Here is a 24,191-nt window from a genome sequence, read left to right as displayed (position 1 = left end):
TCATCTCAATGCGCGTAACTCAATCGATGCTATCCAATAACATGCTTCGGAATCTTACCACGAGCTACAATAAAATGGGCAAGCTGCAAGACCAGCTCAATACAGGTAAAAAAGTAAATCGCCCATCAGACGATCCCGTCGTTGCCATGAAAGGTATGGCCTACCGCACACAAGTGGATAAAGTTGCCCAATACCAACGTAACCTAGGTGAAGTCAATAATTACCTTGATAGCTCAGACGATGCACTTGATAAAGTCGGACAAGCCATGCACCGCGCGAAAGAACTTGTTACAAGTGCAGCGAATGGGACAATGACACCAGAAGATAAAGAAAAGGTGCAAAGTGAGCTCAATCAGTTGCGTGAACAGATTCAAGACATGGCGAATACAAAAGTCGGAGATAAGTATATTTTCAGTGGTACGAAAACCGCTACCCCTCTTTATGATAAACAAGCAGGTGGATACCCGGCTGTAGACCCAAATAATCCATCGGCATTTGAAAAAAGTGTCGATATTGAAGTTTTTGACGGTGTTACATTGAATGTAAATGCAAATGTGTTAAATCTATTTAAAGAAATCGATGACATGTTTGGCGAATTCGCTAATCCCGACACAGATTTCAGTGCTGCAATTGCACAAGTCGACGCCAATATGGACAAGGTCCTAACAACACGTGCAGACATCGGTGCTCGCCAAAACCGAGTTGAAATGATGGGGAATCGCTTGGATTCTCAAGAAGCCTCTGCCAAAAAACAAATGAGCGAAAACGAAGACATTGATTACGAAAAAGTAATCACTGATATGCTGACACAAGAATCAATCCATCGTGCAGCACTTTCTGTAGGTTCACGTATTATCCAACCATCACTTGTAGATTTCTTACGATAAACTCAACCGGGTGCCAGACACTGACATCCATTCGCGTCCTACAGCGAATTGTGGCAGTGCCTGGCACCCTTTGCAATACCTAATAAAATCCCTGAAAGCGTTTGGACAACCTCCAAACGCTTTCTTTAGAAGGTGACATATTGAACATCCCACAACTTCAAGTAACAACAACAAAAGCACAACTAGGTCTTACTACCCGAAGACCAGTCCAAGAAATTGAGCAACCAGGTGCAACACTAGATATCCAACAACCACAAGCCGAAATGACAATCAATACAACGAAGTCCAGACTATCGATTGATACAACGGAAGCCCGAGCAGACATGGACTTAAAAAGTGCTGCCCGCCGTACTGAAGAAGTTGCACAGTATGCCCGATCTGAAGCATCTAATGGAATCGCTCGCCGTGCACAAGACGGCATAGAAATGATGATGATTGAAAACGGGGGGAATCCAATTCAGTCATTTGCCGAAAGAGCACTTAGACAACCATATAGCAGTCTAAGCATCAAGTTCATCCCGTCCTATGGCAGTGTCAAAGTTTCATTTGAACCCGGAAGTGTGGATATTCGAGTAGAGCCTCAAAAAGTGATTAACAACAGTAATGCGAACAAGCCGATGCATACATACACACCAGGAAAAGTAACGGCAGAGTTGCTCCAAAAACCATCGATCGAAATTGACTGGAAAGTCTAACTAACATACTCGGTGCCAACATATCCAGGTGCCAAGAAGACACCGGGTGCCAGACACTGACATCCATGCGTATTCCTTAGCGGACTGTGGCAGTGCCTGGCACCCCATAAAGGAGAAAAAACCTATGAAAATCCAATCCGCAATCCTAGGAGAAGTAGAAGCACTAGAATCCGAAATCCTTACATTTGACAACGGATTACCAGGCTTCGAAAATGAAAAGAACTTTATACTACTCTCTATCGAAGGAAACGAAGTCTATCAGATTCTCCAGTCAATAAATTCAAAAGAAGTAGGTTTTGTAACAGCAAATCCCTACTTATTCATCAGTGACTATACGTTCGACTTAGACGAATCAACCGTAGAAGCCCTCAACATAGAATTCGAAGAAGATATAATTGTCTTAACAATCGTTACAGTCAAAGAACCTTTCAATGCCTCCACTGTAAACTTAAAAGCACCCGTCATCATCAATACAAAATCCAAAATAGCAAAACAATGCATACTGGAAAACGCGGACTATCCAATTAGATATTCCATTGACGTACAGATGCAGAAAGACAAGGGGTGACGGAATGCTCGTATTATCTCGAAAAAAAGGCGAATCCATTTGGCTTGGCGATCAAATCGAAATTACCATCAGTGAAGTAAAAGGCGATCAAGTCCGGATTGCCATCAATGCACCTAAAAACGTCACCATTCTACGCGGAGAACTAATAAAAGAAGTATCAGAATCCAACACCGAAGCCGTTAAAATAGACGGTTTCATGGACTTTCTCAAAAACGAAAAGAAATAAACCACAAGCCCGGGTGCCAGTTACCGACACAATTTACGATTTTTGAATTGTGACGGCAGCTGGCACCCGATTTTTAAAAAAATATCTTTTCTATTAAACATTCTAAAAGTGAATCCGATAATAGTATTGTAGCGAGGAAAACGGGGTCCGGCCGGCCCGGTCTCCTCGGTATAAAAAATGTGCTCACAAGGACGTGAGCAACATACATTCAAGGAGGAAATTATAATGAGAATTAATCACAACATTGCAGCACTTAACACACACCGTCAGTTGAACAGTGCAACTACTGCACAGTCTAAATCTATGGAGAAACTTGCTTCAGGTCTTCGTATCAATAAAGCTGGGGACGATGCAGCTGGTCTTGCAATTTCTGAGAAAATGCGTGGACAGATTCGCGGGTTAGACCAAGCTTCTAAAAACTCACAAGATGGAATCTCTATGATTGCAACTGCTGAAGGTGCGCTAAATGAAACACATGATATTCTTCAACGTATGCGTGAACTATCTAACCAATCAGCAAACGGAACTGCGACAGATGCAGACCGCACAGCTATGCAAGATGAATTAAATAATTTAACTTCTGAAATTAACCGTATTGGTAATACTACAGAGTTCAATACACAAAAGGTGTTAAATGGTGGAATTGGTTCTAATGATGGCGCTAAGATTGAAAAAGCAGATAGTGCTAAAGTAACAGCAGCAGCGGTTGCAACAGCTGGTACTACTGGTGCTTCATTAACTGTTGATAATATTACTTTTGATCTTTCAGGAGTTAAAGTTCGTGATACAGCACAAGAAGCAACGGATGCAGGATTAGCGAAAACTGCTGCGGATCAAGAAAAAACAGATGCAGATGCAGCTTTAGTTCTTGCTCCAACGGATCAAACAGTTATAGACAGAGTAGCTGCAGCAGAAGCAGGAGTTACAGCGGCGGCGGCGGCGGTCGTGGTAGCTGATGCGAATGATCTTGATACTGATTTTGCTGCTAAAGAAGCAGTAAAAGAACTAGGGAACAAAACATCTGGTGGAACAAAGCTATCTGAATTAGTGGATATTTCTACTGATGGAGCGGGTAAATTAGTATTCACAGCAAAATCAACAGGTGCTTCAAGTTCTATTGAATTTAGTGCAGATGATGCAGCGTTAGGAATAACCAAGGCTAGTGATAAGGGCGTAGGACAACCGTCTACTGTAGAACGTACTGGTATCGAAGCTACAACAGCACTAGGAGGAACTACTGCTGGAAATACTGTAGTTAAAGACTCAACTTTCACGGTTGCTGTAGGTAGTGAAAGTGCTGTAACAGTTACATTAAAAGAAGGTAAAACATACGATACTGGTAATGCAGACGCTAACGTAGCAAAAGCAGCATCAGCAGAACTAATTAAGGATTTGAATGCAGCATTACAAGAGGCAGGATTATCGGACAAGGTAACTGCATCTATATCTAAAGATAATAAAGTTCAATTTATTTCTGAAACAGGAAAAGACATTAAGCTAGGTGAAGGAACTAATACACCATTAGCAGATATTGGAGTTACTGTAGCAACTGACGTAGTTAAAAATATTGGTCAAGTAACTGGTCCTGGTGCACAAGGTACTGGTTTCAATACAAAATTCCAAATCGGTGCTAACACTGGACAAAGCATGTCTCTTCAAATTAATGACATGCGTTCTGCTGCACTTGGTATCACTGGTAATTCCGGACAAGCTGGATTTACTACTTCTAATTCAGTAACAAACGGTACAAGTGATATTAAAGCTGAATCTGCTTTAAATATCTCTAATAAAGAGGATGCTTCAAAATCAATTGCAGTTATTGATAAAGCAATTGCTAGTGTATCATCTGAACGTGGGAAACTCGGTGCTGTTCAAAACCGTCTTGAGCACACAATCAATAACTTAAACACATCTTCTGAAAACCTAACTGCTGCGGAATCTCGTATCCGTGACGTTGACATGGCGAAAGAAATGATGGAACAAACTAAGAACTCAATTCTTAGTCAAGCAGCACAAGCAATGTTGGCTCAATCCAATCAAATGCCTCAAGGTGTTTTACAACTTTTGAGATAATGATTCGAAGGGCGTCTTATCTGGTAACGGATAAGAGCACAACTGGGTGAATTGCTGGAACTTCCTAAAGCCTCATCAACCACAACGTAACTGGAAACGGTCAGCGTGATGGTCTGAAAATGATGAGGATGAAACAATGGATAATCAGCAGCCAAGCTCCTGTGAGGAAACTCTGGAGAAGGTTCAACGACTAGGATATACCGCCTAAGGCTTCACGGCTATGACGATGAAATCCGTAGGACAAGCAACACTGTCCGAAGCGCCCAGCCCCAAACAGATAATGCTGTGGGTGAAGATATAGTCTATTCTATGATCGAAAGACATAGCGGCAAAGCAAGCCAACCAACAACCACAAGGCGTACTTCAACTTTTACGTTAATCTGGTTAATAAAACGCGGTCCGGGATTCCGGACCGCGTTTTTACTAGTTAAGATCACATATAAATTGTGAACAATTAATTATAAGAAAAAGTTATTCTTAAGTACTTGTCAATTTTGAAACAATAGATTGCCTTTGTGACTGATAATATATTTGGAAGCGGATATTCAATATATATAGACGCTTTAAGAGTTTATTTAAGGAATTCTTTAAATAAAATAAAAATCTGAAAAACGGGATGTGTTGAGCCAAATGTTAACCACGTTACAACTTAAAGATATAATTGTTGGTCAGACTGATGCTAAGCATGAACTCTTAACCAATAATCCAGTAGAAAAGAAGATTTTTCAAGAGTCATATGTTATACCAAGTAACATTTTATTAGAGGAATTTATTAAAGGGAAGAAATATTTTGTAACTGGCCTTAAAGGAATTGGTAAAACGGCGCTTTTAAGATACATAGATTTAGAAGTAGAGGAATCTATCGGGGCTGCAACTTCATTTATTCTCTTTAAAAGTCATTTCTCAGATCAGGACAAAAAAGATATCACCCGAGCTTCCAATATGACCGTGGTAGAGAATAATGTAGACGATAATGAAAGTAGTTACATTGATATATGGAAATGGTTCTTTTATCGACATATCGTATCTTTAGTCGTAGAATCGGAAAAACCAATATTTGTACGAGATAAAAACTGGGATAAATTCAAAGCTGTGGTTACGGCACCGAACATAGGAAATGAAGAATCGGGAATTAAAAGATTACTTCCCAAACTAAAAAGGGGATCTTTTGAAATAGGTGCAGGATTAGATGGGGTTTCTGGAAAATTAGGTCTTGAATTTGATTGGGAAGATCAACAAAAAACTAAGGTGAAATTTAATAGTTTAGTAAAGCAAGCTGATAACTTATTCAAAGAACTACTTTCAGCAAGCGGAGCATTGTATCTCTTTATTGACGAATTAGAGCTATCAATATCAAGTCAGAAGCAGTTTATGCGAGATACTAAATTGATAAGAGACTTAATTATAGCAATTCATGAAATCAACACTATATGCAGAATGAAATCATATAACATAACATTAATTGGGGCAATTAGGTCTGAAGTATTAACATCTATGGGAACTGCGGGGCATGAAATAAACAAGATAACTGAAGACTTCGGCAAACCAATTAATTGGCATAAATCATCGGGTAGTGTTGTAATGCACCCATTAATTCAAATGATTATAAAAAAGCTTATAGTGTCAGAAAAGCATAATCAAGTAGAGCCTACCGAAGATTCAACTAATCTTTTTAAGAAGTATTTTCCTGACTTTTTACATGAAAGAACTGCGCAAGAGTACTTGCTTAATCAAACTTGGTACCGGCCGAGAGACATAGTTAGATTACTAACTTTTGCAAAGGAATACTATCCCAATGAAGAAAAGTTTACGCAAAAGGTCTTTGATGAAACAAGGAAGGCCTATTCAGAGGCTTCTTGGGTAGAATCATCTGAAGAACTTGCTGCAAAATATACTATTAATGAAATTAAGGGTATAAAGCAATTGTTTTTGGGAATATCAAATCCATTTACATTTGAACAAATCAAACAAAGAAGCCAAGAACTTAGTGATTTGTATAGCGAGTTAAGTGAACTTCTAGAGAAGAATAAATTAGGAAGTATTTTATCAGATTGTTATAGAATTGGAGTCATTGGAAATACAGGACAGAAAGTAAGGTTTGCTTATCGCGGGGATGATGAAATCATGCTTGATAAACAAATCCAACTTCACCGTAGCTTGTGGCCATATCTACAAGTAGAGAAAAATGAAAGTTTCAATTACAAGCCAAAGCCCAGAGCTAAACAATATACTAGAAAAAAATAAATTACGGTTGCTTACTACTAACACAGTTTTGAGGTCAGAGATCTAGCTAGGAGATGTGTGAAATAATTAATGCCGCCCGAAGCGTTCGGTCTCTGCATAGCAACTTGAACAACAATCGGAAGGCGTACTTCAACTTCTTAAGTGAAGTGATGGTTGCGTGTCCATCACACGATTCAGACACAATTCTGAGTTGTTCCTTCCGTGAAACTTTCATGTTTGCTGAAATAAACATGGAAGTTTCGTGCATAGGCACCACACAATAGCCTTGCATGAATTAAATTTCTTTAAAGTCATATTATACCAATGATTGGACACAAAAAAGGGGATGTGGTAGCGTGACAACTATTTCCCTTTTTTTTACATCAATTAATTATTTTTCAAAAAATGGTCTTTGGAAATCGGACTTACTATCGCAAAATTTTCACCAAAATCTAGTTCTTTTATTGGTCTGTCTCGCGCTTTTTGTCTTCCTCTACTTGGCTTTTTTTTACGGTTTACTTCTTTTTGAACCTTTTCCCATGGCTCCAATAAATAGTGTTGGATAAGGCTGTAAAACGCCCACGCTGTCTGTGTTGATTGCTTTTCGACGCGCATGATTTCAACCAACCCTACCGTAATTAGAGCAATGAAAAGCTGGTTCCAGATTCCTTTAGGGGAGTGGCTGAACAGGTGATCTAGCTTGATATGCTGCTTAAGCCACTTGAAGAAAAGCTCGATGTACCAACGACTTTTATACATGTCCAATATTTCTTTCTCAGTCAAATCCAATCGACTGGTTAGCAGGCGATATATGGAACCTTCCTTGTCAGTAAACTCTAACAGTCGCAGTATTTCCGGGCGGGTTAGTATGGAGACAAGGTCAAACCGTGTGACATTTTCTTCGGTTGGAGTCCTTGATTGTAAAACTTCAACTTTGAAATCTTTCCGCACCCTGACTATGAAATCTATACTGCGCTCTAGCCAGCCACCCATTTTTGTTTTATGGCCATAGCCCCTATCCATAATATAAGTCGCATATTCAGCATCAATGAGATAATTAACCGCATCAATATCTGCGACATTGGAAGTGGATGGAATCATCTTTTCAGGGAAAACTTCCGTTGCAGAAGCAACTGCTAATCGGAGATGTAGCTTTACCCCGCTAGAATCCTTACTTACGGCGGTCCAAGTAGATGCATTTTGCGGCAACTTGATATGAGTGGAATCAATTAATTTTAGGATTCCAATATTAGCGCTAATACCAGCGGTTTTACCACGTACCATCCAGTATCGTTTCGTGACCGATCCCAGCAAATCCGCCAATGCCGATGTGTCTAACTTCGCAAGTCGCCGACTCAGCTGAGATCCGCTAATAGAATCCAGCTCCAATTCAATCAAGATAGCCGGTTTAGCGCGGATTCCTTGTTCGATTTCCTCCCAACTTCTCCAACGGAATAGAGTTGCAAGAATCATGGATTTGACTAATGCGTATTCTGATAACTTGTCATAGTCATAATTGACTAATGGACACGCCAATACGCTCCGGGGCAATAGAGATAAGTATTGACGAAAGACGATGTCTTGGTCTACACTTTTCATATGAAATGCTCCTTCATTTGTAGTGTAGGGAACTGATTTGGTTGTCAGTATCTATTCTACAGAAGGAGCATTTTTTTGTATAATCATACAGATCACTATACTTATAAAGGTTATAATTACTTTTATTTACTGTCGCGCAAGGCTATTGGGCACCACACACACCTAATGATTTTGGCATTGTGACAGAAAGAGCCAGCAATGGAAAGTGATTGGTTAGATTCTCACACGAATATCTGATTCTACTTTTATTATGCAATTGGTGCGAATTTGCTGAACAGCTCCTTGTACAGATATACGAAATTTTATTGTTTCATTCACAGGTACGGTTCACTACACACTTTTTTTAATCTGCGCATAACACGTCATCCGTTACGCATCCCCCTTTACTAAAGTCTAATTCGAACGGCTTTGGCGGACTGCTTTCTGGCAAGTCACTGACCCTCGATTCTTCCCAATAGTTTTCAAAATTCGTTGCATTGAATAACGTGGAAGGCCGTAAATACTTCTGCCAATGTGGATCATCCAGCTAATTCTTAGCCTTAGTGTCAATGACTTTTTTACACTTCCTCTTGAGTTGATTTTGCCGCCGTCGATGGCGCATGTTGCACCGCCTGATATTCCATATGTGTATATATTTTTAGTTTTTCTGGAGTGCAGGCACCCACACAATCATTTCAGCGATAGTAAAACCCTTCAACGGCTACATCATAATTCATAAAAGCCTCGCTGAATAAAGCCTTGCCGATGAGTTCGCGCAAAACACCTGAATAATAGCCGGGCAGATTCCGAACTTTTTTCTGTTTGGTTGTTTGAACCGCAATACGAAGGGCATGCATGGCTAATTGCTCGAACAGTTCTCCTTTGTCTTCGTGAATACTAAATTTCAGCATTTGCAGGGACTGTTTCCGGTAGACGCCGTAAAAATTACGTGCTAATTTACTTTCTCCGATTGTTGAAGAAAGAAGAGATTTCATTTTACCGAAAAGTGTAGTAGGCACAATTTCCGTAGGAGACGTTCTTTTAAGGTCTTTAGGTTTTATCGCTTTAGAAAGAAAAGCTTTGGTTTGCGGTTTAGCGGGTTCCACCTTACTGCCAAGAGGTTTTTCAGTACTCTCTGGGGTGTTCAATTTCGACTGGTCATTAGTAGGTTTAATGACGTAAATATTAGCGCCTAGACCGCTCATAACGGGGCGGATATAGTGAATGCGTTCGATGATTTCGAGCTTTACTAATTTGCGGATGGCGCGTCGAACAGTTGCATTTGATTTCTTGATAGCCTTTTCGATGGTTTCGTGTTTCAAGTGGGCAGCGCCGTATTTAACGGAGTAACGACGAATCATATCGAGAACAGCCCGCTCTGTTTGGTTCATATCGTTCCAGTGCGTAAGTACATGTTGTCTTGTTGCCGCGTCTAGATCGTGTTTGTTTGTGAAGTATGCGTATTCAGATAGGTAAGTTGTCATAAAGAATATCCCCTTTATTCTTTATATAGAAGAAAAGTGGGGGAAAGGGGACATTTTCATGGGGAATTTTTTTAATTCAACAATTCGGGAAAACGACGATTGCTTAGGGGGCAGAATCTGGACGTCGAACTACTCAGACGATACGTATAATTGCGTAGTAATAAAAAGGTGAGAAGACGTTTACCTGTTTATCAATTCCGATTTATTATTATACTATTTTGTGAATTATTCATTGAAGTTTCGTACACAGATGCATCATCATTATACTTGGCGATGCCATTGAAATAGAGATAACAAAACCAGCGGATAGCCATGTATAGATATCCGCTGGTTAGTATCCAATTAAATCGATTTTAACTTGTAGGCTGTTTTTTTAGTCAATTTTTTGACGGTGCAGTAGGGTATCCATACCAACATTGGGAAGAGGGCGGATGCGCCGAAGAGAGTTATGTTCGTTGGTGCATCGATACCTTCCTCGCTAACTGAAAGGATAGTCCACGAGAATCCTAAGATAATGACCATAAGCGAAAAGGTAATCATGTAAAAACAGCGCAAATAACTTCGCAGGCAATAGAAGAATAGAAAACCGCCCAAAGTGAAAATAAGTAGGCTGGGAATCATGCTGTCTACCAGAAAGGGGATAGTCTTCCCGAGCTTTGTCAAACAAAATGCAGCTAAAAACATCAGCATGGAAACAAGCCAAATGGTAGGAATCCAAGTCTTAAAAGTATGTTTCTGCCTTGCTTTTTTAAGCTCGGGATCTTTAGCTTCTTCTTCCGCACGTAGTTTTACCTCTTTATCCTTCCACTTTGTCCAAACTTTAGGTACGGCGGTAAGCCAAGTGCCTGAAAACGGGAAGTCAATTGGATCCTCGATATATATTTATTAATTAGATGAAAAGTTCTTTACTGCTATTCAACTAACAGCGCAGTGGCAACCGTTGGTTTATTTCACCAATGAAACGCTTACATAACAATCGCGCCCCCTTGCGGAACAACTTTATCGACGTGATTACATTTCTTATGTAGTTAAAGAATTAGGCTGTTCGATACCTTTAGTTAACAAGTGTCTGAGAGATGAATCACCTGTCCAAGGGGAGTTCGACTAACTCGGACTGATTATGGTATTGCGACGGAACTGCAAAAAGTCGGACCAAATTAGAAAACATTACTTATTCAATACAAAAAAATTCCCGTAACTTCTACTAAAAAAATAGAAGTTACGGGAATTAACAATTTATGGTTTTTTATTCTCTCTTATTAATCGGTCTTATCTAGATTCAGTTGTATATACTAAAGCCCAAGTCATATTTAATATAATACCTCGCCCTTTGTTTGCATTATCCATATCATTAGCAAGGTTAAAAAGATATGCCGATGTAACACCACTCACAGCAGCAAAGCCAACACCAAAGAAAGGAAGGAAAAGCGTTCCAGCCCCAATCAATGCTGTATCAAACCCTGCAGCATTAGTGCTTTTAACAGCAGCTTTAGTTTGTGCGTTAGTATATGTAGCTTTTTCTCCCCACCAGAATTTTTCTGAAGTATATCCCTTACTAGCAAATGTCGTCATCTGATTAGAAGTTATAGATAAATCATCATTAATTGTAAGTTGTCCAGATCTTACTTGCGTATTAATTCTTTCGAACTGTTTTTCCAATTCTTCTACGTTGTTTTCAATATATACATCTCTTGGGATATTATTATCTACATATAATAAGCCTTGATCATTTTTATGTACATAAGGTGCTACTTCTAAAATAGAACTTGAAGCATCATTGGTTAATGTAGCTCCTGTTGAAACTAATGCTTCTCTAACTTCATTTGAAGGATTTTCGCTTGCGTGTGCAGATGGTGCTAGAGTTCCACCTAGAGATCCTAAAGTCAACATTGTTGATAAACCTAAAATAAGTGTCTTTTTCATTTTATTACTCCCTTTTCCATATAATGGACTAATTTTCATTACATGTGTAATATTACCATAGTAAAAAATGGAATGTATTACTTTTTTTGAAAACGAATCCAAAGTATCACTTGTAATCTCTATTTCTCTTTTTAAAAATTAACTTGTGACTTTAGTTGGGGAAAACGACGCATTGCACTAAATGTTCTTCACAAACGGCTCCCGTTAGTTTAATACTGCTTCTACATAATTAATCGTAATGCATCAACCACAACGAATAAAAGTAACAACAAAGAGCCTAAGGAGAAGATCCTCCACAGTAAACTTTGTGTTCTTTTATATTCACGTAATCCTATTGTAAATAACATTATACTAATAAATATTAGCATCAATGGTGATAAGTTGTAGTTTTCCGTAACCTTACTGTAAACACCGGTTATAAGAACAAGAATCGCAATAATTATTTGAAATATCAATAAAATATCAAACTTTTTTTCTTCCATTTTTTAAACCTCCCACTGAGAATGTGTCATCTTCAAAATATAACTTATTTAAACTAAGCTGGGACCCGTTAGCTGAAGAACTATTATAATAGTATCATAGTTATGCTTATTATAATGTTGCACGTTTGACGGATCATCACACCTTTATTTGTTTATAAACGACTTAATTGTAAAATATACAACTTTATTGTCATTTTACTTGATTTTAAAACTCTCATCAATAAAAGAAAAAATCGTCTTCAGGAGAATTGGATCCCTAGAAGACGATTTTTTAGTATACAACTTTATTGTGTTGTGTATCCGACTTTAATGTCACCGGACAGTGATAAGAAAAATAATTGTATATTTAGTAAAGATCCTTTTGTCAAGTAAAGATCTTTTTTGTTATATCATAATTACTTGTTGGATCGGTAATTTACTATAGGGGGCAGTCCATTCCACCGATTCAATTTTACTGTTGAACAACGTAAAGGTAGACAAATGATTATTGTGCCAAGATACCCTTTTTAAATTGCGAAGGCAACCCCTGGTAATCCAAAAACCTAATGGGATTAAGATGAACAGTATTAACAGCCAGATTATTGATTCGTCATATAAAGCACAATGGGTACCGCAACAAGAGCAGCCCCGAATAGAGCGCCGATAGTAATTACAATTAGATAAAAAATCCACCAGAATGGTTCCATTTTCGGTTCCTTATATGTATGAACAATCGTTTTTTCTTCCATAATGCCCCCTTCATACTAATTCATTTCTATCTAATCTACGAAACGAGGATAAAAAAGTTTCATTAATGTTTAAGGGATCTCCAAAAAATAGGTGTCTGCACATGGAAATATACTATAATTTTATGTAGCTAAAGTGTCGCGTACCTATGTAAAAAAACTATACGATAAATTTACTACAATTGAATAATAAGAGTGAAATCAGAAATTCGTATGAAAATCTTTGTACTATGAATACTTATCCAAAGGTGTGAATTGTTCGTCATTGTGTCATGCACAGGTACGGTTCACTATTCTAGAACAACAATATTGCTTTTCTAATTGTGCTAACGGACAGTTTAGTGAAATAAAAGTGTTGAAAAGAAAAAGTTGAAACAAAAAAGCATTCTATATTAAATGCTTTTCATCTTTATCGTAATTGGGTTATGTACTGGAGTGTATTAATATGCGGTCTAATACTTTTCCAACAGACGGCATGAAGTAATTAAGTATTAGTCCCCCTAAACAAACGGTTAATAAAGTCCCGACGCCAATTGGTCCATTAAAAATCAGTGCCATTATCAAAAATACGAGATAAATGAATGTTCTCGAAAAAAATATAGTTTTTCTGGTTAATTCTTGTATGATTAATGTTAATCGGTCAACTGGGATCGGTGCAAAATTTGTGTGTAAATATGTTGCAGTACCTAATCCAATGACAACTAAGCCGATTCCGAAACAAACAACTTTGCTGTACCATAATTCAGGTGTTATCAAATCGTGTAATAAAAAAAGCCAAATATCAATGCCAATACCCGTAATAAATGCTGTTAACAACCCCACAACTTCTGGTCTTTGTCTTTTTAAAAATGAATTACAACATATCAATATTAAAGCCATTATTACTTCCCAACTTCCCACAGTAAGCCCCACGTTTATGGACAGTCCTACCAAAAGTGCATCAAAAGGTGAAGTTCCAAGGTCTGATTGTATAGTCAAGGAAATACCAAGGGTTAATATTAAAATTCCTAATACAAAAAAAACATATTTCACTTTATTCAACCTCTTTTCTTTTTTGTTGCAAATGCAATAAATTCAAGTTAGACTGAACGTATACTACTAATGTTGTATTTGCAACAAAAATATATTTAAGGGAGTAATTATGAAGGAAATTCTACGTGAGATTGGAATGATAGCGAGGGCATTAGATTCTATAAGTAATATAGAATTTAAAGAATATGACCTTACAAAAGGGCAGTATTTATACCTTATTCGAATATGTGAAAACCGGGGAATCATTCAAGAAAAGTTAGCTGAAATGATAAAAGTAGATCGAACAACGGCAGCTCGTGCAATACAAAAACTTGAAATTAATGGCTTTATTGAAAAAAAGGGAGATGCACATAACAAAAAAATTAAAAAACTCTTTCCGACAGAAAAGGGAGAAAATGTTTATCCTTTCATAAAAAAAGAAAATGATTATTCCAATATCATGGCATTAGAGGGGTTTTCCGAGGAAGAAGCAGAAACCACTTTCAATCTACTCCAAAGAATAAGAGAAAATGTAGATAAAGACTGGGGATTTGTAAAAAAGGGAAACAAGAGAATTTATTGATTACATAAAGGAGCGATATATTCAAATGACTATAAATATAAAAAAGTGTACCCTCAAAGATTCCCGCGAACTTCAAGAAATTAGTCATGAAACGTTTAATGAGACATTTAAGCATCAAAATTCACCCGAAAATATGGATGCCTATTCGGAAAAGGCGTTTAACTTAAAACAATTAGAAGAAGAACTATCCAATTCTTCATCGCAATTCTTTTTTGTTTATTTTAATGATGAAGTCGCTGGATATTTGAAGGTCAACACGGATGATGCTCAGTCTGAAGAAATAGGCGACGAATCACTTGAAATTGAAAGGATTTATATTCGAAACAAGTTTCAAAAACATGGGCTTGGGAAGTGCCTCCTAAATAAAGCGATGGAAATTGCGATGGAACGTAAAAAAAATAAAATCTGGCTAGGTGTATGGGAAAAGAACGAAAATGCAATTGCCTTTTATAAGAAAAAGGGTTTTTTTCAGACGGGAGCCCACTCTTTTTATATGGGTGATGAAGAACAAGTCGACTTTATAATGACCAAAACACTCATATAACTTTTTGGAAAGGTGGATCACTATGTATATTCCAAAATATTTTAAAGTCAAAGATGTTGATGAAATTTGGAGTTTTGTTCAAAAAAACTCCTTTGGCACGATTGTTACAACAGAACAAGGGAAACCAATTGCCACTCATTTGCCATTGCAGTTAATTAAAGAAGAAGATTCTTACTATATAACAGGGCATATGGCTTATGGAAACCCTCAGTGGAGAACATTCGAAACCTGTGAAGATGTATTGGTTATGTTCCAAGGACCACATGCTTATATCTCTTCTTCCTGGTATGAAAAGGAAAATGTCCCGACGTGGAACTATCAAGCTGTCCATGTATATGGTATAGCCAGCATTTTGGACGAAGAAGAGCTAAAACAAGACCTGACAATGTTGCTCCAAAAATACGAAAAATACCGTGAAAATCCAGTTTTATGGGAAAATATTTCTCCTGAAGTTTTAGAAACACAATTAAAAGGGATTGTTGGATTTAAGATTAAAGTAAAAGAAATTCAAGCTGCTAATAAACTAAGTCAAAATCGTAATGAAGAGGATTATCATAACATCGTTAATAAACTCTATGAAGAAAAGGATTTAAACTCTCAACAAATAGCACAAGTGATGGAGAGAAAGTTAAAAAAGGACAAGTGATTATAACGTTTCCTTTTTAAAAAGTTTTTCTTTCTTAGATTGGGTGCATCAGGAAAAATGCAAATTTACAATGCTAAGAGTCCTACATCATAAAAAAACAATTTATCTACGGAATGCAAAGATGTTGACAATGATAAAAAAGTGTGTAATTCAAAAAATAGCATAATTCCAATGTTTTCTAGGGTTCCGCAACGATCAATGGTAGTCTGGTCCGAGAGTAAACTCACGGCTTTGCTGTGTCGCAGAAGGATAAAAGCCTGGGAGAAACTGTTTAGCAGTTATCTCTTAGGCTTTTTTGTTTTTTTAGGAGAGGTGATGGATGCCTGAACACCACACACTCTAAGGATAATCTGATTGTAAATTCGGTTCAAGATGCCATTGAACATGGAGCTAATGGGGAACATGGATTTTACAATAGTGGGAACGGACAATTCTCGGGTTTCATATATCCAGCCTAGTTTTGTGTTAATCTTGACGAATTCAAACTAATACATACGAATGTTCTTCTTGCTTTTATCATTTACCTGATATATAATTCAATTAACAGTTTGGTAATTGTTAATTGAGAAAGAAGCAAAGGAGATGAAATCGGATGTCCAAATTTAAAACAGAAGAAGATGCACTACAAAATTATGATTCGAGTCAGTACAGGACGCCAGATGGCTATACAAGTGATATTGCGATATTTACGTTAATCCCAAATGAGGTATCGACTGTTGGAAGTGAATCGACCTCCCATCACTCATTAGCTTTGATGTTGATTAAGCGGGCAGCGTTCGATGCAGAAGGTGAACCTAACATCGAAGGCGGAAAATGGGCTTTACCAGGAGGGTTTATCCATCCAGAAGAGACAGCTTACGAAGCGGCTAAGCGGGAACTAAAAGAAGAAACAGGGGTAGACGGTATTCACATCGAACACTATGGTGTGTATGACAAATTAGGTAGAGATAAACGCGGGTGGATACTATCTAATGCTCATTACGCAATTGTTCCTGAAGAAAATATTAGTAGTAGGGAAGCTGCTGATGATGCAGACGATGTTCAATTATTCACGATTGATGAAGTCTTTACGTTAGATTTGGCTTTTGACCATTACCAAGTGATTAAAGATGCTTTGGAAGCCGTTCGAAAAGACGTGTTTCAAACAACGGTGGTTAAAAACTTTTTAACAGAAGAATTCAAGTTGGAAGATTTGCGCCAGGTGTTGCTTGCGATTATTAATGATCCTGTTGTGAATAGTAAGCCGGGGTTCTTTAGGAAAGCACCAAGACTGCCTTTTATCGTAGAAGCGTTAGACAACAATCAAGTTCCTAAAACAGCAGAACCGACAAGCACTACGAAACGACCATCAAAATTATACCGATTTGTAGATGTAGATATTATCCCTTCGATTTGGCGCTAAATTTGAGAGTCAATGAAACATGGATGCCTTCTGTTGCAGGCAGTAAGGTGTCCCAAATCTTTTGTAAATCAAAGAAAAGACAGTGATTTATATTTTTTTGTATAACAATTAACAAATCTATAATTGTTAATATAATTTAAACTAAAGGGGTGTGTTGAAAATGATGAAAACTAAATTTGAGGAAATCGTTGATGATTCAAGGGTAGGAAGTGAGAATACGAAGGGATTCAATGAATTAATGGTCCTTGCGAATGCGGAGAAAATGACGCCTTCAAGAGAAGATGTTGAAAAAGTGTTGTTTATGGGGATTGATTTTCAAAATGACTTTATGGAAAACGGAGAACTAGGTGTCCCAAATTCCCATAAGGATGTTGAACGTGTCACTAAGTTCCTTTATCAAAACCTAGATAAGGTGACGACGATTGCCTTGTCGTTAGATACACATGAATTGCATCAAATTTTCCATCCAAGTTGGTGGATAGATGCTGAGGGAGATCATCCTGTTCCATTTACAGTCATCACAAGAGAAGATGTTGAACAAGGAAAATGGATGGCTGTAGAACAACAACAAGAAAGCTTGGCGTACATGATTCACTTGGAGCGTTTAGGGAAAAAACAATTGGTGATATGGCCTTATCATTGCATTGAAGGGACATATGGCGCAGCCTTAGAAGGACAGTTTTCGAATATGGTTCACTTTCATTCCATGATACGGCAGTCTACCGTACAAAAGATTGTGAAAGGGCAAGACCCATTAAGCGAAATGTACGGAATCATTAAACCGGAATATGGCAAAACAGATGGAACAAATTATGCGTTTCTTCATTCCCTACTCGCTTACGATAAAATTGTTATCGCTGGGGAAGCAAAATCTCACTGTGTATTGGAATCCGTTCGGCAGATCGTCGAGTACTACGGTGACAAGCATGAATTGCCATCAAAGATTTATTTGTTGGATGACTGCATGAGTCCCATCCCTGGATTTGAAAAATCAACAGAACATGCACTTAAAGAACTTCAAAAGAAGTATGGCATTCATATTTTGAAATCAACTGAATTTATGTTGTGAAAATGAACAAAAAACGGCTGTTAGTACAATAAAAGAAGCGGCACTATTAAAGAGGAGGAAAAGTAAATGACTAAAAAATATCAAGATGATGGGCTAGCACTACACACGGATTTGTACCAAATTAACATGGCGGAAACGTATTGGGAAGATAATATGCATAACAAACGAGCAGTGTTTGAACTCTATTTCCGCAAGTTGCCTTTTGAAACGGGTTACGGTATTTTTGCAGGATTGGAACGAATCATTGAATTTATTCAAGAGTATCGTTTTACGGATAGTGATCTTGCTTATTTACGTGAAGAATTGGGTTATGAAGAAGACTTCCTGGCCTATTTGCAAACGGTGCGCTTTAATGGAACGATTCGAGCAATGAAAGAGGGGGAATTGGTTTTCGCGAATGAACCGATTCTACAAGTCGAAGCAAGTTTGGCAGAGGCTCAGTTGATAGAGACAGCTCTCTTGAATATTGTAAATTACCAAACACTCATTGCGACGAAAGCAGCACGTATCAAACAAGTGGTGGGAGAACAAACGGTAATGGAATTTGGAACGAGACGTGCACATGAGTTTGATGCGGCAGTTTGGGGAACAAGGGCGGCGTATATTGCAGGATTTTCCGCAACGAGTAATGTGAGAGCCGGTAAGATGTTTGGCATCCCTGTGGCTGGAACACACGCACATTCTATGGTTCAAGCGTATAAAGATGAATACAAAGCATTTCATAAATACGCTCGCCGTCATAAAGAATGTACGTTTTTAGTGGATACTTATGATACGTTGCGGTCAGGTGTGCCGATCGCGATTCAAGTAGCGAAAGAATTGGGAGAAAGCATTAATTTTAATGCAATTCGTTTAGACAGTGGCGATTTGGCTTACTTATCAAAAGAAGCTCGAAAAATGTTGGATAAAGCAGGATTTAGAAAAACGAAAATCGTTGCTTCAAACGACTTAGATGAAAAAACCATAATGAACTTGAAGGCACAAGGAGCAAAAATTGATGCGTGGGGTGTCGGAACAAAAGTGATTACCGCATTTGACCAACCAGCTCTTGGTGCTGTTTATAAATTGGTCGCGATTGAGGATGATAACGGGAATATGGTTGACACCATTAAAATATCTGGAAATCCAGAGAAAGTAACAACACCTGGATTGAAAAGAGTATATCGTATTGTGAATAAGGTGAATAATCGTGCTGAAGGTGATTATATTGCTATGATGGATGAGAATCCGCAAGCGGAAGAAAAATTAAAAATGTTTCACCCGACTCATACGTTTATCTCGAAGTTTGTGACGAACTTTGAAGCAATCGAATTACATCAGGACATTTTTGTAGAGGGAGAGCTTGTGTATGTGTCCCCAACTATACAGGAAATTCAAGCGTATGCTAAAAACAATTTAAACCTCCTGTGGGATGAATATAAGCGTACCTTGAATCCGGAGCAGTATCCTGTGGATTTAAGTCAGAAATGTTGGGATAATAAAATGAGAAATATTCGTGAGGAACAAGAAAAAGTACACAAGCTGAATAGCTAATGAAGAAATACAAAACGTACACTTTGGAGGAATAATTTATGATGCAAAAGACAGAAAAACTAAAAGCACATCTTCAAGAGCTAAATCCTGGGAAAGACATAGAGAAAATGTTTGAAAAAGGCATGAAAATAGGTGTTTACGGTTCTTCTTTCGACCCTGTGACCAACGTGCATTTGTGGACAGCTTCAACAGTGGCACATCGTAAAAAGTTGGACTATGTTATTTTTCTACCTTCATCGAACAAACGGTTAGATAAACAAGTGCAAACGCAAAACAAGCATCGAGTGGAAATGCTAAAGTTAGCAATTGACAATAATCCTAAATTCATCTTGGATGATTACGAACTAGAAGTATTACCAGGCGATCACTATACGTATTACACAATGGAGTATTTCAAAGAAACGTTCCCTGATGCAGATTTTTATTTCATCATGGGTGCTGATTTGCTGGTGGATATCGGCAAAGGAGAATGGCGATTGGCGGAAGAGTTAATTAGTCGAAATAAATTTATCGTGATGGCTAGAAATGGGATTGACATTCTGAGCACGATTTCAAAATCACCTATTCTGCGTAATCATGATGATGGTAGATTCCAATTATTAGATAAAGGATTAGCGATGGAAATAAGTTCGACGTATATTCGACAAGAATTTGCAATGGGTGGAGAACCGCAGTATTTATTGCCAGGCTCCTGCTATGCATACATTAAAAATAATGATCTTTATCAAAAAGTCGTCCACTAAAAAGTTGAGGAGGATGGGGGCAGGATCTAATTTTTTGCACTTTTACGCAGTTGGTTGAATTATTCGTCATTTTAGATCGCAGAGGTACGGGTAACTTGAATAGACATCGTATTCATACCGCGACCATGTTAAACTAAGAACAGCAGTTGCATAAAGTAGATGGGTGATTGACACTCCCTTGAGAAAGGGGGTGTTATAGATGATGGTAACTTTTGAAGCTATGAATATGCTGTTTCAATTCGGTATATTTCTTGCTGCAGCATTAACAGCCGTTGTAGCGATAGTAGTGGCTATAGTTATCACAAATCAAAAAAAAGTAACCGCCCATTACCTTTCCAGAGGATAATCGTGGGGGTTACTTCTTTTTAACACACTCTTATTTGTTACCTTTGGTCAACCGCTCTCAAGCGGTGTGTGACTGTGATTAGCTGGACGTTTCTCAGACGTTCAGCTTTTCTTATTATAGGGCGATTATATCATATTCATACGTGAAACATCTACAAAAGTCTATCATTTCATTTATTAAAGAAGGATTAACCCCATTAAATCTAATTCACTTTTTTACGGTTCTTTTAAGCGGTGTGAAATTTCAAAACTTAATTGTTTCTGTCTCCATACGATTTTCGCCTGAATGAGTGTATCAGCTGCTGGTGCAACTGGAGGAAGAGAAGATATTGATATAAACCAGTGTTTTATCGCAAGTAGTAAGAAAAGGTCAAGGTTATCTAGAGAATTAAGGAAACAAATAATTCACCGATTAAATTGCCGAAAGAAGCGGGTAATAATTATTAAAGTGAAAGCACAACTTATGTTTTGGTAGTAGCCTCGAACGCGATACTGATAAATCAGCTGTGCAAATGAAATCTGTAGAACCACCCACTGTCAACATACATCTACCCCTATAAGGATACTAAGAAGTCGTTAACTAGGAGGAAATAACATGGATCAAGACCAACAAGAACAGAAGAACCACCTTGAACAACAGCTTCAATGGACCAAGGAACGGGTTTGTATTTTGGATGAGATGAATGTAAAGCTTCATGAAATGAAAAGGATAGCAGAGTACGCTGTAGAACATACACTTTCAGCTATTGAAATTGAGAGGTTGAATGGTGAACTATATACATTGAAGAATGAATTCAGTTCTCTGGAACGACAGCTCTATCCTATACTTCACTAGGTGATCAACTCATTTCTGTGGAAGTATAAAAATGAGTACGCTGTGCACCGCACAAGTGCGAGTTTCCAAGTTCAAACGTAATTCGGATAACTAAGAGGTGATGATAAAATCGGTCAAACGCGCCAATCCTCAAACGGATCAAGCTGAGGTGAAGATGTAGTTTATTCTTTGAATGAAAGGTATAGCGGCAAAGCCAACCAACAATCACGAGGCCTACTTCATCTTCTACGCTAATCAGGATAACAAAACACGGCCTGAAAATACCAGACCGTGTTCTGATTAAAGAAACCTGAAAAAATGCTAGTACACCACTTATTAATTAAATCACTGTGCACTCAAAACCAACGCTTTACTTTCTTTCTCAAATATACCTGTCAAATGTTCAAGGACCGTTAAATAAACGAGTCCGTTACCTTCAAGCTTTGGCGACAACCCTAGTGGAACGGTCCTTTTAATAAGTTGGGCGTAGAGCTCTGGTTCTGAAAGTTCTCGGCCGAAACTGTTGTTGACGAACCCTTTGATGAGGGCAAGCGCTCCGGAAACATGGGGGGCAGCCATCGATGTTCCGCTTAATGTTGCAAATTTCCCGTTTAAATAAGTAGAGAGGATCTTTTCACCCGGAGCAACTAAATCGATTTCATTGTGAGAGTTGGTGAAATCAGAAGGGCGACGCTCAAGATTTATGGCACCTACACTAATGACTTCGTTATAATAGCCTGGGAAGGCGAATTCGTCTGTTGAATCGTCACCGTCACCTTCGTTTCCAGCTGCACAAACTACGAGTATATTATTAGTTACGGCTTTTTGAATCGCTTCATGAAGTTCAGGCAAATCAGTTGGTCCGCCTAGCGACATAGAGATAATATCCACTTTTTGTTCAATAGCATAATTAATACCGTTGATAATCCAGCCATATTGCCCTGAGCCTTTTCTATTCAATACCTTTACGATCAGCAAACTCGCTTCAGGAGCTACTCCAACTACGCCTATATCGTTCTGTTGTGCAGCAATCGTTCCGGCAACGTGAGTACCATGACCATTGTAATCGAGGTAAATATCAGGATTGCTTCCATCATCGTCCGTAAAGTTCCGACCGCCTATAATCTGTTCTTGTAAATCGGGGTGTGTACGATCGCATCCTGTATCCAGGATCGCTACCGTGATTCCTTTTCCTTTTGTTTCCTTCCAAATTGCGGGTGCTTGAATTAATGCCACACCCGGTGGAACTTCATTGGCCTCATTCACTTGGAAAACCACTTCATATGGGATTACATGTGCAAAATTCTCCACTATATACCTCCTCGTATGATTAGAAATCTAGTTTAAAAGAGATTTCACCAGCATTTAGTCACAGTTGCAGTGAAGATAGTAAACTATTTGTTTCTATTAGTAGTGCTTGCTACATACTATAATTAAATGGAACGTACTTATTGAATTGTAGTAGGTCCTATATGTGTAACCGTAATCTAGGATTATAACTAAGTACGAAGAAATCTAGACTTGGCTATGAGTCTAGCAGAAAAGTATTGCACTTCCGACGGCAATTCATCATAATATAGAAAATGAGACATAGAATAAAAAAGGACTGGGCGTTTTAGCACTCAGTCCTACACTAGTAAACTGTAAGACAAAATCATGGTCGACGTTGCGAATCGTACGATGGTGTAATGGGTTGGGCAGAAAAAATATTTTGCCGAGAAGAAAGAAGTAATTGTCCACACGTCTGCCGATGGGGGGCGATTACTCCTTTCTTGATAAGAAAAAGATAACTGACAACGACACCGACATAAAAGCAATCCATCCACCAGATAGTGTCATGAGTAAACTTAATATTTCGTATGTTGTCATTGGTTTTCACCTCCTTTCAATTGGAAGTGCTCAACAATCGGTTATGCATTCTCCGTAAATGAACTGAAATCTAGATGCAATTTCTGTAGGGATAAAAAGTTATATGATTAGCCCTACTATTATGTATATGTACAGTCAGTATGTATATGCTTAATTTTTACAAGAAATGACGGAAAATTTCTGGGGACTAGCCTTCATACTCTGTGAAGGGAAGATTCACCTCGTTTTTTGATAGCTAACAAAATTTCAGTTATATCATTTGAGCGACATAAAGAAAATCACCGCTTTATATGTAATGCCTTTACAATAAGTAAATGAGTATTTAATATCCATTATAAACCAAGGATAATTTTGGATAACCCCTATTTGCATTATATCACGGACTGATTATTCAGTCTAATTAATAATGAATAGATTAAATAATCGATTCGGAAGCCTTATAAAAGAGGAATTCTCTTTAGCGCATAATCACTAGTGCGGCTGAGATAATAAGAGGGATTTTTCCGTTAGTAGTACATGTTACATATCATGAGTGAATGTTTCTTAACTATTGAGTTGTAGCAAGTCCTAAATACGCATGCTACTGAAAAATAATTGAGTTAAGTTTAATCACAAGTAAATGTCTAGGTATGAAGGTATATAGGTCAACAAATGCATGTAGGAGTGAGTTATTGCGCTCTATTTAGTAATCTTTATATATATATATAAGAAGTGTTTGAACATTCAGTCCTATAATGGTAGAATAGGAGATGTACTAATGGTCGATAT

At 37.9% G+C, this 24,191-nt stretch carries 23 protein-coding genes; 15 read left to right on the top strand and 8 right to left on the bottom strand.

What is annotated here, in order from left to right:
* Positions 1 to 8: 8 nt before the first annotated feature.
* The 6 genes from flgL to ACGLYD_RS14185 all read left to right on the top strand — a co-directional run bounded on the left by flgL (position 9) and on the right by ACGLYD_RS14185 (position 6,693).
* Positions 9 to 887 (top strand): flagellar hook-associated protein FlgL, encoded by an 879-nt coding sequence (gene flgL / locus ACGLYD_RS14210; protein WP_399628615.1) that lies wholly within the window; start codon positions 9 to 11, stop codon positions 885 to 887.
* Between the two features lie 140 nt (positions 888 to 1,027).
* Positions 1,028 to 1,582, top strand: a complete 555-nt coding sequence (locus ACGLYD_RS14205) for a DUF6470 family protein (RefSeq protein ID WP_399628612.1) — start codon at positions 1,028 to 1,030, stop codon at positions 1,580 to 1,582.
* A 124-nt stretch (positions 1,583 to 1,706) separates the two neighbouring features.
* A complete protein-coding gene (fliW, locus tag ACGLYD_RS14200) occupies positions 1,707 to 2,150 on the top strand; it encodes a flagellar assembly protein FliW (RefSeq protein WP_342538882.1) in 444 nt (147 codons plus the stop codon).
* 4 nt (positions 2,151 to 2,154) lie between these two features.
* Positions 2,155 to 2,376, top strand: a complete 222-nt coding sequence (gene csrA / locus ACGLYD_RS14195) for a carbon storage regulator CsrA (RefSeq protein WP_399628610.1) — start codon at positions 2,155 to 2,157, stop codon at positions 2,374 to 2,376.
* A gap of 225 nt (positions 2,377 to 2,601) precedes the next feature.
* On the top strand, positions 2,602 to 4,449 hold the full coding sequence (locus ACGLYD_RS14190) for a flagellin (protein WP_399628607.1): 1,848 nt from the start codon (positions 2,602 to 2,604) through the stop codon (positions 4,447 to 4,449).
* A gap of 630 nt (positions 4,450 to 5,079) precedes the next feature.
* Positions 5,080 to 6,693 (top strand): P-loop ATPase, Sll1717 family, encoded by a 1,614-nt coding sequence (locus ACGLYD_RS14185; protein WP_399628605.1) that lies wholly within the window; start codon positions 5,080 to 5,082, stop codon positions 6,691 to 6,693.
* A gap of 366 nt (positions 6,694 to 7,059) precedes the next feature.
* On the opposite strand, the gene ACGLYD_RS14180 is transcribed toward ACGLYD_RS14185, so the two are convergent.
* The 7 genes from ACGLYD_RS14180 to ACGLYD_RS14150 all read right to left on the bottom strand — a co-directional run bounded on the left by ACGLYD_RS14180 (position 7,060) and on the right by ACGLYD_RS14150 (position 13,896).
* Positions 7,060 to 8,271, bottom strand: a complete 1,212-nt coding sequence (locus ACGLYD_RS14180) for an IS4 family transposase (RefSeq protein ID WP_399628602.1) — start codon at positions 8,269 to 8,271, stop codon at positions 7,060 to 7,062.
* Between the two features lie 343 nt (positions 8,272 to 8,614).
* Positions 8,615 to 8,797 carry a conserved phage C-terminal domain-containing protein gene (locus tag ACGLYD_RS14175; RefSeq protein ID WP_399633245.1) on the bottom strand — a complete coding sequence of 61 codons (183 nt, stop codon included), beginning with the start codon at positions 8,795 to 8,797 and terminating at the stop codon, positions 8,615 to 8,617.
* A 148-nt stretch (positions 8,798 to 8,945) separates the two neighbouring features.
* Positions 8,946 to 9,734 (bottom strand): helix-turn-helix domain-containing protein, encoded by a 789-nt coding sequence (locus ACGLYD_RS14170; RefSeq protein WP_399628599.1) that lies wholly within the window; start codon positions 9,732 to 9,734, stop codon positions 8,946 to 8,948.
* A gap of 1,269 nt (positions 9,735 to 11,003) precedes the next feature.
* Positions 11,004 to 11,657, bottom strand: coding sequence for a hypothetical protein (locus tag ACGLYD_RS14165; protein ID WP_399628596.1), 654 nt, complete (start codon positions 11,655 to 11,657; stop codon positions 11,004 to 11,006).
* Between the two features lie 221 nt (positions 11,658 to 11,878).
* Positions 11,879 to 12,139, bottom strand: a complete 261-nt coding sequence (locus tag ACGLYD_RS14160; RefSeq protein ID WP_399628593.1) for a DUF3953 domain-containing protein — start codon at positions 12,137 to 12,139, stop codon at positions 11,879 to 11,881.
* Between the two features lie 578 nt (positions 12,140 to 12,717).
* Positions 12,718 to 12,867, bottom strand: coding sequence for a hypothetical protein (locus ACGLYD_RS14155; protein WP_399628590.1), 150 nt, complete (start codon positions 12,865 to 12,867; stop codon positions 12,718 to 12,720).
* Between the two features lie 420 nt (positions 12,868 to 13,287).
* Positions 13,288 to 13,896: a YitT family protein gene (locus ACGLYD_RS14150; protein WP_399628587.1), complete on the bottom strand. Its 609-nt coding sequence runs from the start codon at positions 13,894 to 13,896 to the stop codon at positions 13,288 to 13,290.
* Between the two features lie 109 nt (positions 13,897 to 14,005).
* Here ACGLYD_RS14150 and ACGLYD_RS14145 point away from each other — a divergent pair, with 109 nt between their 5' ends.
* From ACGLYD_RS14145 to ACGLYD_RS14105, 9 genes are all read left to right on the top strand, one after another.
* Complete coding sequence (locus ACGLYD_RS14145; protein WP_187045559.1) at positions 14,006 to 14,458, top strand: MarR family winged helix-turn-helix transcriptional regulator; 453 nt, start codon at positions 14,006 to 14,008, stop codon at positions 14,456 to 14,458.
* A gap of 25 nt (positions 14,459 to 14,483) precedes the next feature.
* Positions 14,484 to 15,002 (top strand): GNAT family N-acetyltransferase, encoded by a 519-nt coding sequence (locus ACGLYD_RS14140; protein ID WP_399628584.1) that lies wholly within the window; start codon positions 14,484 to 14,486, stop codon positions 15,000 to 15,002.
* A 22-nt stretch (positions 15,003 to 15,024) separates the two neighbouring features.
* Positions 15,025 to 15,648, top strand: a complete 624-nt coding sequence (locus ACGLYD_RS14135) for an FMN-binding negative transcriptional regulator (RefSeq protein WP_399628581.1) — start codon at positions 15,025 to 15,027, stop codon at positions 15,646 to 15,648.
* Between the two features lie 592 nt (positions 15,649 to 16,240).
* The gene (locus tag ACGLYD_RS14130) at positions 16,241 to 17,050 is read left to right on the top strand and encodes an NUDIX domain-containing protein (RefSeq protein WP_399628578.1); all 810 of its coding nucleotides are present in this window, start codon (positions 16,241 to 16,243) and stop codon (positions 17,048 to 17,050) included.
* A 160-nt stretch (positions 17,051 to 17,210) separates the two neighbouring features.
* Entirely contained in the window at positions 17,211 to 18,119 is a 909-nt protein-coding gene (locus ACGLYD_RS14125) for a hypothetical protein (RefSeq protein ID WP_399628576.1), read from the top strand.
* Between the two features lie 66 nt (positions 18,120 to 18,185).
* On the top strand, positions 18,186 to 19,652 hold the full coding sequence (locus ACGLYD_RS14120; protein WP_399628573.1) for a nicotinate phosphoribosyltransferase: 1,467 nt from the start codon (positions 18,186 to 18,188) through the stop codon (positions 19,650 to 19,652).
* Positions 19,653 to 19,759: 107 nt separating this feature from the next.
* Complete coding sequence (gene nadD / locus ACGLYD_RS14115) at positions 19,760 to 20,395, top strand: nicotinate (nicotinamide) nucleotide adenylyltransferase (protein WP_399633242.1); 636 nt, start codon at positions 19,760 to 19,762, stop codon at positions 20,393 to 20,395.
* 199 nt (positions 20,396 to 20,594) lie between these two features.
* A complete protein-coding gene (locus ACGLYD_RS14110; protein WP_399628570.1) occupies positions 20,595 to 20,741 on the top strand; it encodes a putative holin-like toxin in 147 nt (48 codons plus the stop codon).
* Between the two features lie 594 nt (positions 20,742 to 21,335).
* Positions 21,336 to 21,575, top strand: a complete 240-nt coding sequence (locus ACGLYD_RS14105) for a hypothetical protein (protein ID WP_399628568.1) — start codon at positions 21,336 to 21,338, stop codon at positions 21,573 to 21,575.
* Positions 21,576 to 21,899: 324 nt separating this feature from the next.
* Here ACGLYD_RS14105 and ACGLYD_RS14100 read toward each other — a convergent pair whose 3' ends face one another.
* Positions 21,900 to 22,865 (bottom strand): S8 family peptidase, encoded by a 966-nt coding sequence (locus ACGLYD_RS14100; RefSeq protein WP_342538863.1) that lies wholly within the window; start codon positions 22,863 to 22,865, stop codon positions 21,900 to 21,902.
* Between the last annotated feature and the right edge of the window lie 1,326 nt (positions 22,866 to 24,191).

It is taken from the genome of Sporosarcina sp. SG10008 (assembly GCF_044569405.1).
In the GTDB taxonomy this organism is placed as follows: Bacteria; Bacillota; Bacilli; order Bacillales_A; family Planococcaceae; genus Sporosarcina; species Sporosarcina psychrophila.
This window is presented reverse-complemented; position numbering and strand designations above follow the sequence as displayed.

Excerpts from the sequence above, each read along its gene's own strand:
- ACGLYD_RS14190 (WP_399628607.1), top strand. The coding sequence starts at position 2,602 with ATGAGAATTAATCACAACATTGCAGCACTTAACACACACCGTCAGTTG.
- ACGLYD_RS14160 (WP_399628593.1), bottom strand. The coding sequence starts at position 12,139 with ATGGAAGAAAAAAAGTTTGATATTTTATTGATATTTCAAATAATTATT.
- ACGLYD_RS14130 (WP_399628578.1), top strand. The coding sequence starts at position 16,241 with ATGTCCAAATTTAAAACAGAAGAAGATGCACTACAAAATTATGATTCG.
- ACGLYD_RS14170 (WP_399628599.1), bottom strand. The coding sequence starts at position 9,734 with ATGACAACTTACCTATCTGAATACGCATACTTCACAAACAAACACGAT.
- ACGLYD_RS14140 (WP_399628584.1), top strand. The coding sequence starts at position 14,484 with ATGACTATAAATATAAAAAAGTGTACCCTCAAAGATTCCCGCGAACTT.
- nadD (WP_399633242.1), top strand. The coding sequence starts at position 19,760 with ATGTTTGAAAAAGGCATGAAAATAGGTGTTTACGGTTCTTCTTTCGAC.
- ACGLYD_RS14110 (WP_399628570.1), top strand. The coding sequence starts at position 20,595 with ATGATGGTAACTTTTGAAGCTATGAATATGCTGTTTCAATTCGGTATA.
- ACGLYD_RS14135 (WP_399628581.1), top strand. The coding sequence starts at position 15,025 with ATGTATATTCCAAAATATTTTAAAGTCAAAGATGTTGATGAAATTTGG.
- ACGLYD_RS14165 (WP_399628596.1), bottom strand. The coding sequence starts at position 11,657 with ATGAAAAAGACACTTATTTTAGGTTTATCAACAATGTTGACTTTAGGA.
- ACGLYD_RS14180 (WP_399628602.1), bottom strand. The coding sequence starts at position 8,271 with ATGAAAAGTGTAGACCAAGACATCGTCTTTCGTCAATACTTATCTCTA.
- flgL (WP_399628615.1), top strand. The coding sequence starts at position 9 with ATGCGCGTAACTCAATCGATGCTATCCAATAACATGCTTCGGAATCTT.
- ACGLYD_RS14105 (WP_399628568.1), top strand. The coding sequence starts at position 21,336 with ATGGATCAAGACCAACAAGAACAGAAGAACCACCTTGAACAACAGCTT.
- ACGLYD_RS14145 (WP_187045559.1), top strand. The coding sequence starts at position 14,006 with ATGAAGGAAATTCTACGTGAGATTGGAATGATAGCGAGGGCATTAGAT.
- ACGLYD_RS14155 (WP_399628590.1), bottom strand. The coding sequence starts at position 12,867 with ATGGAAGAAAAAACGATTGTTCATACATATAAGGAACCGAAAATGGAA.
- csrA (WP_399628610.1), top strand. The coding sequence starts at position 2,155 with ATGCTCGTATTATCTCGAAAAAAAGGCGAATCCATTTGGCTTGGCGAT.
- ACGLYD_RS14185 (WP_399628605.1), top strand. The coding sequence starts at position 5,080 with ATGTTAACCACGTTACAACTTAAAGATATAATTGTTGGTCAGACTGAT.
- ACGLYD_RS14125 (WP_399628576.1), top strand. The coding sequence starts at position 17,211 with ATGATGAAAACTAAATTTGAGGAAATCGTTGATGATTCAAGGGTAGGA.
- ACGLYD_RS14120 (WP_399628573.1), top strand. The coding sequence starts at position 18,186 with ATGACTAAAAAATATCAAGATGATGGGCTAGCACTACACACGGATTTG.
- fliW (WP_342538882.1), top strand. The coding sequence starts at position 1,707 with ATGAAAATCCAATCCGCAATCCTAGGAGAAGTAGAAGCACTAGAATCC.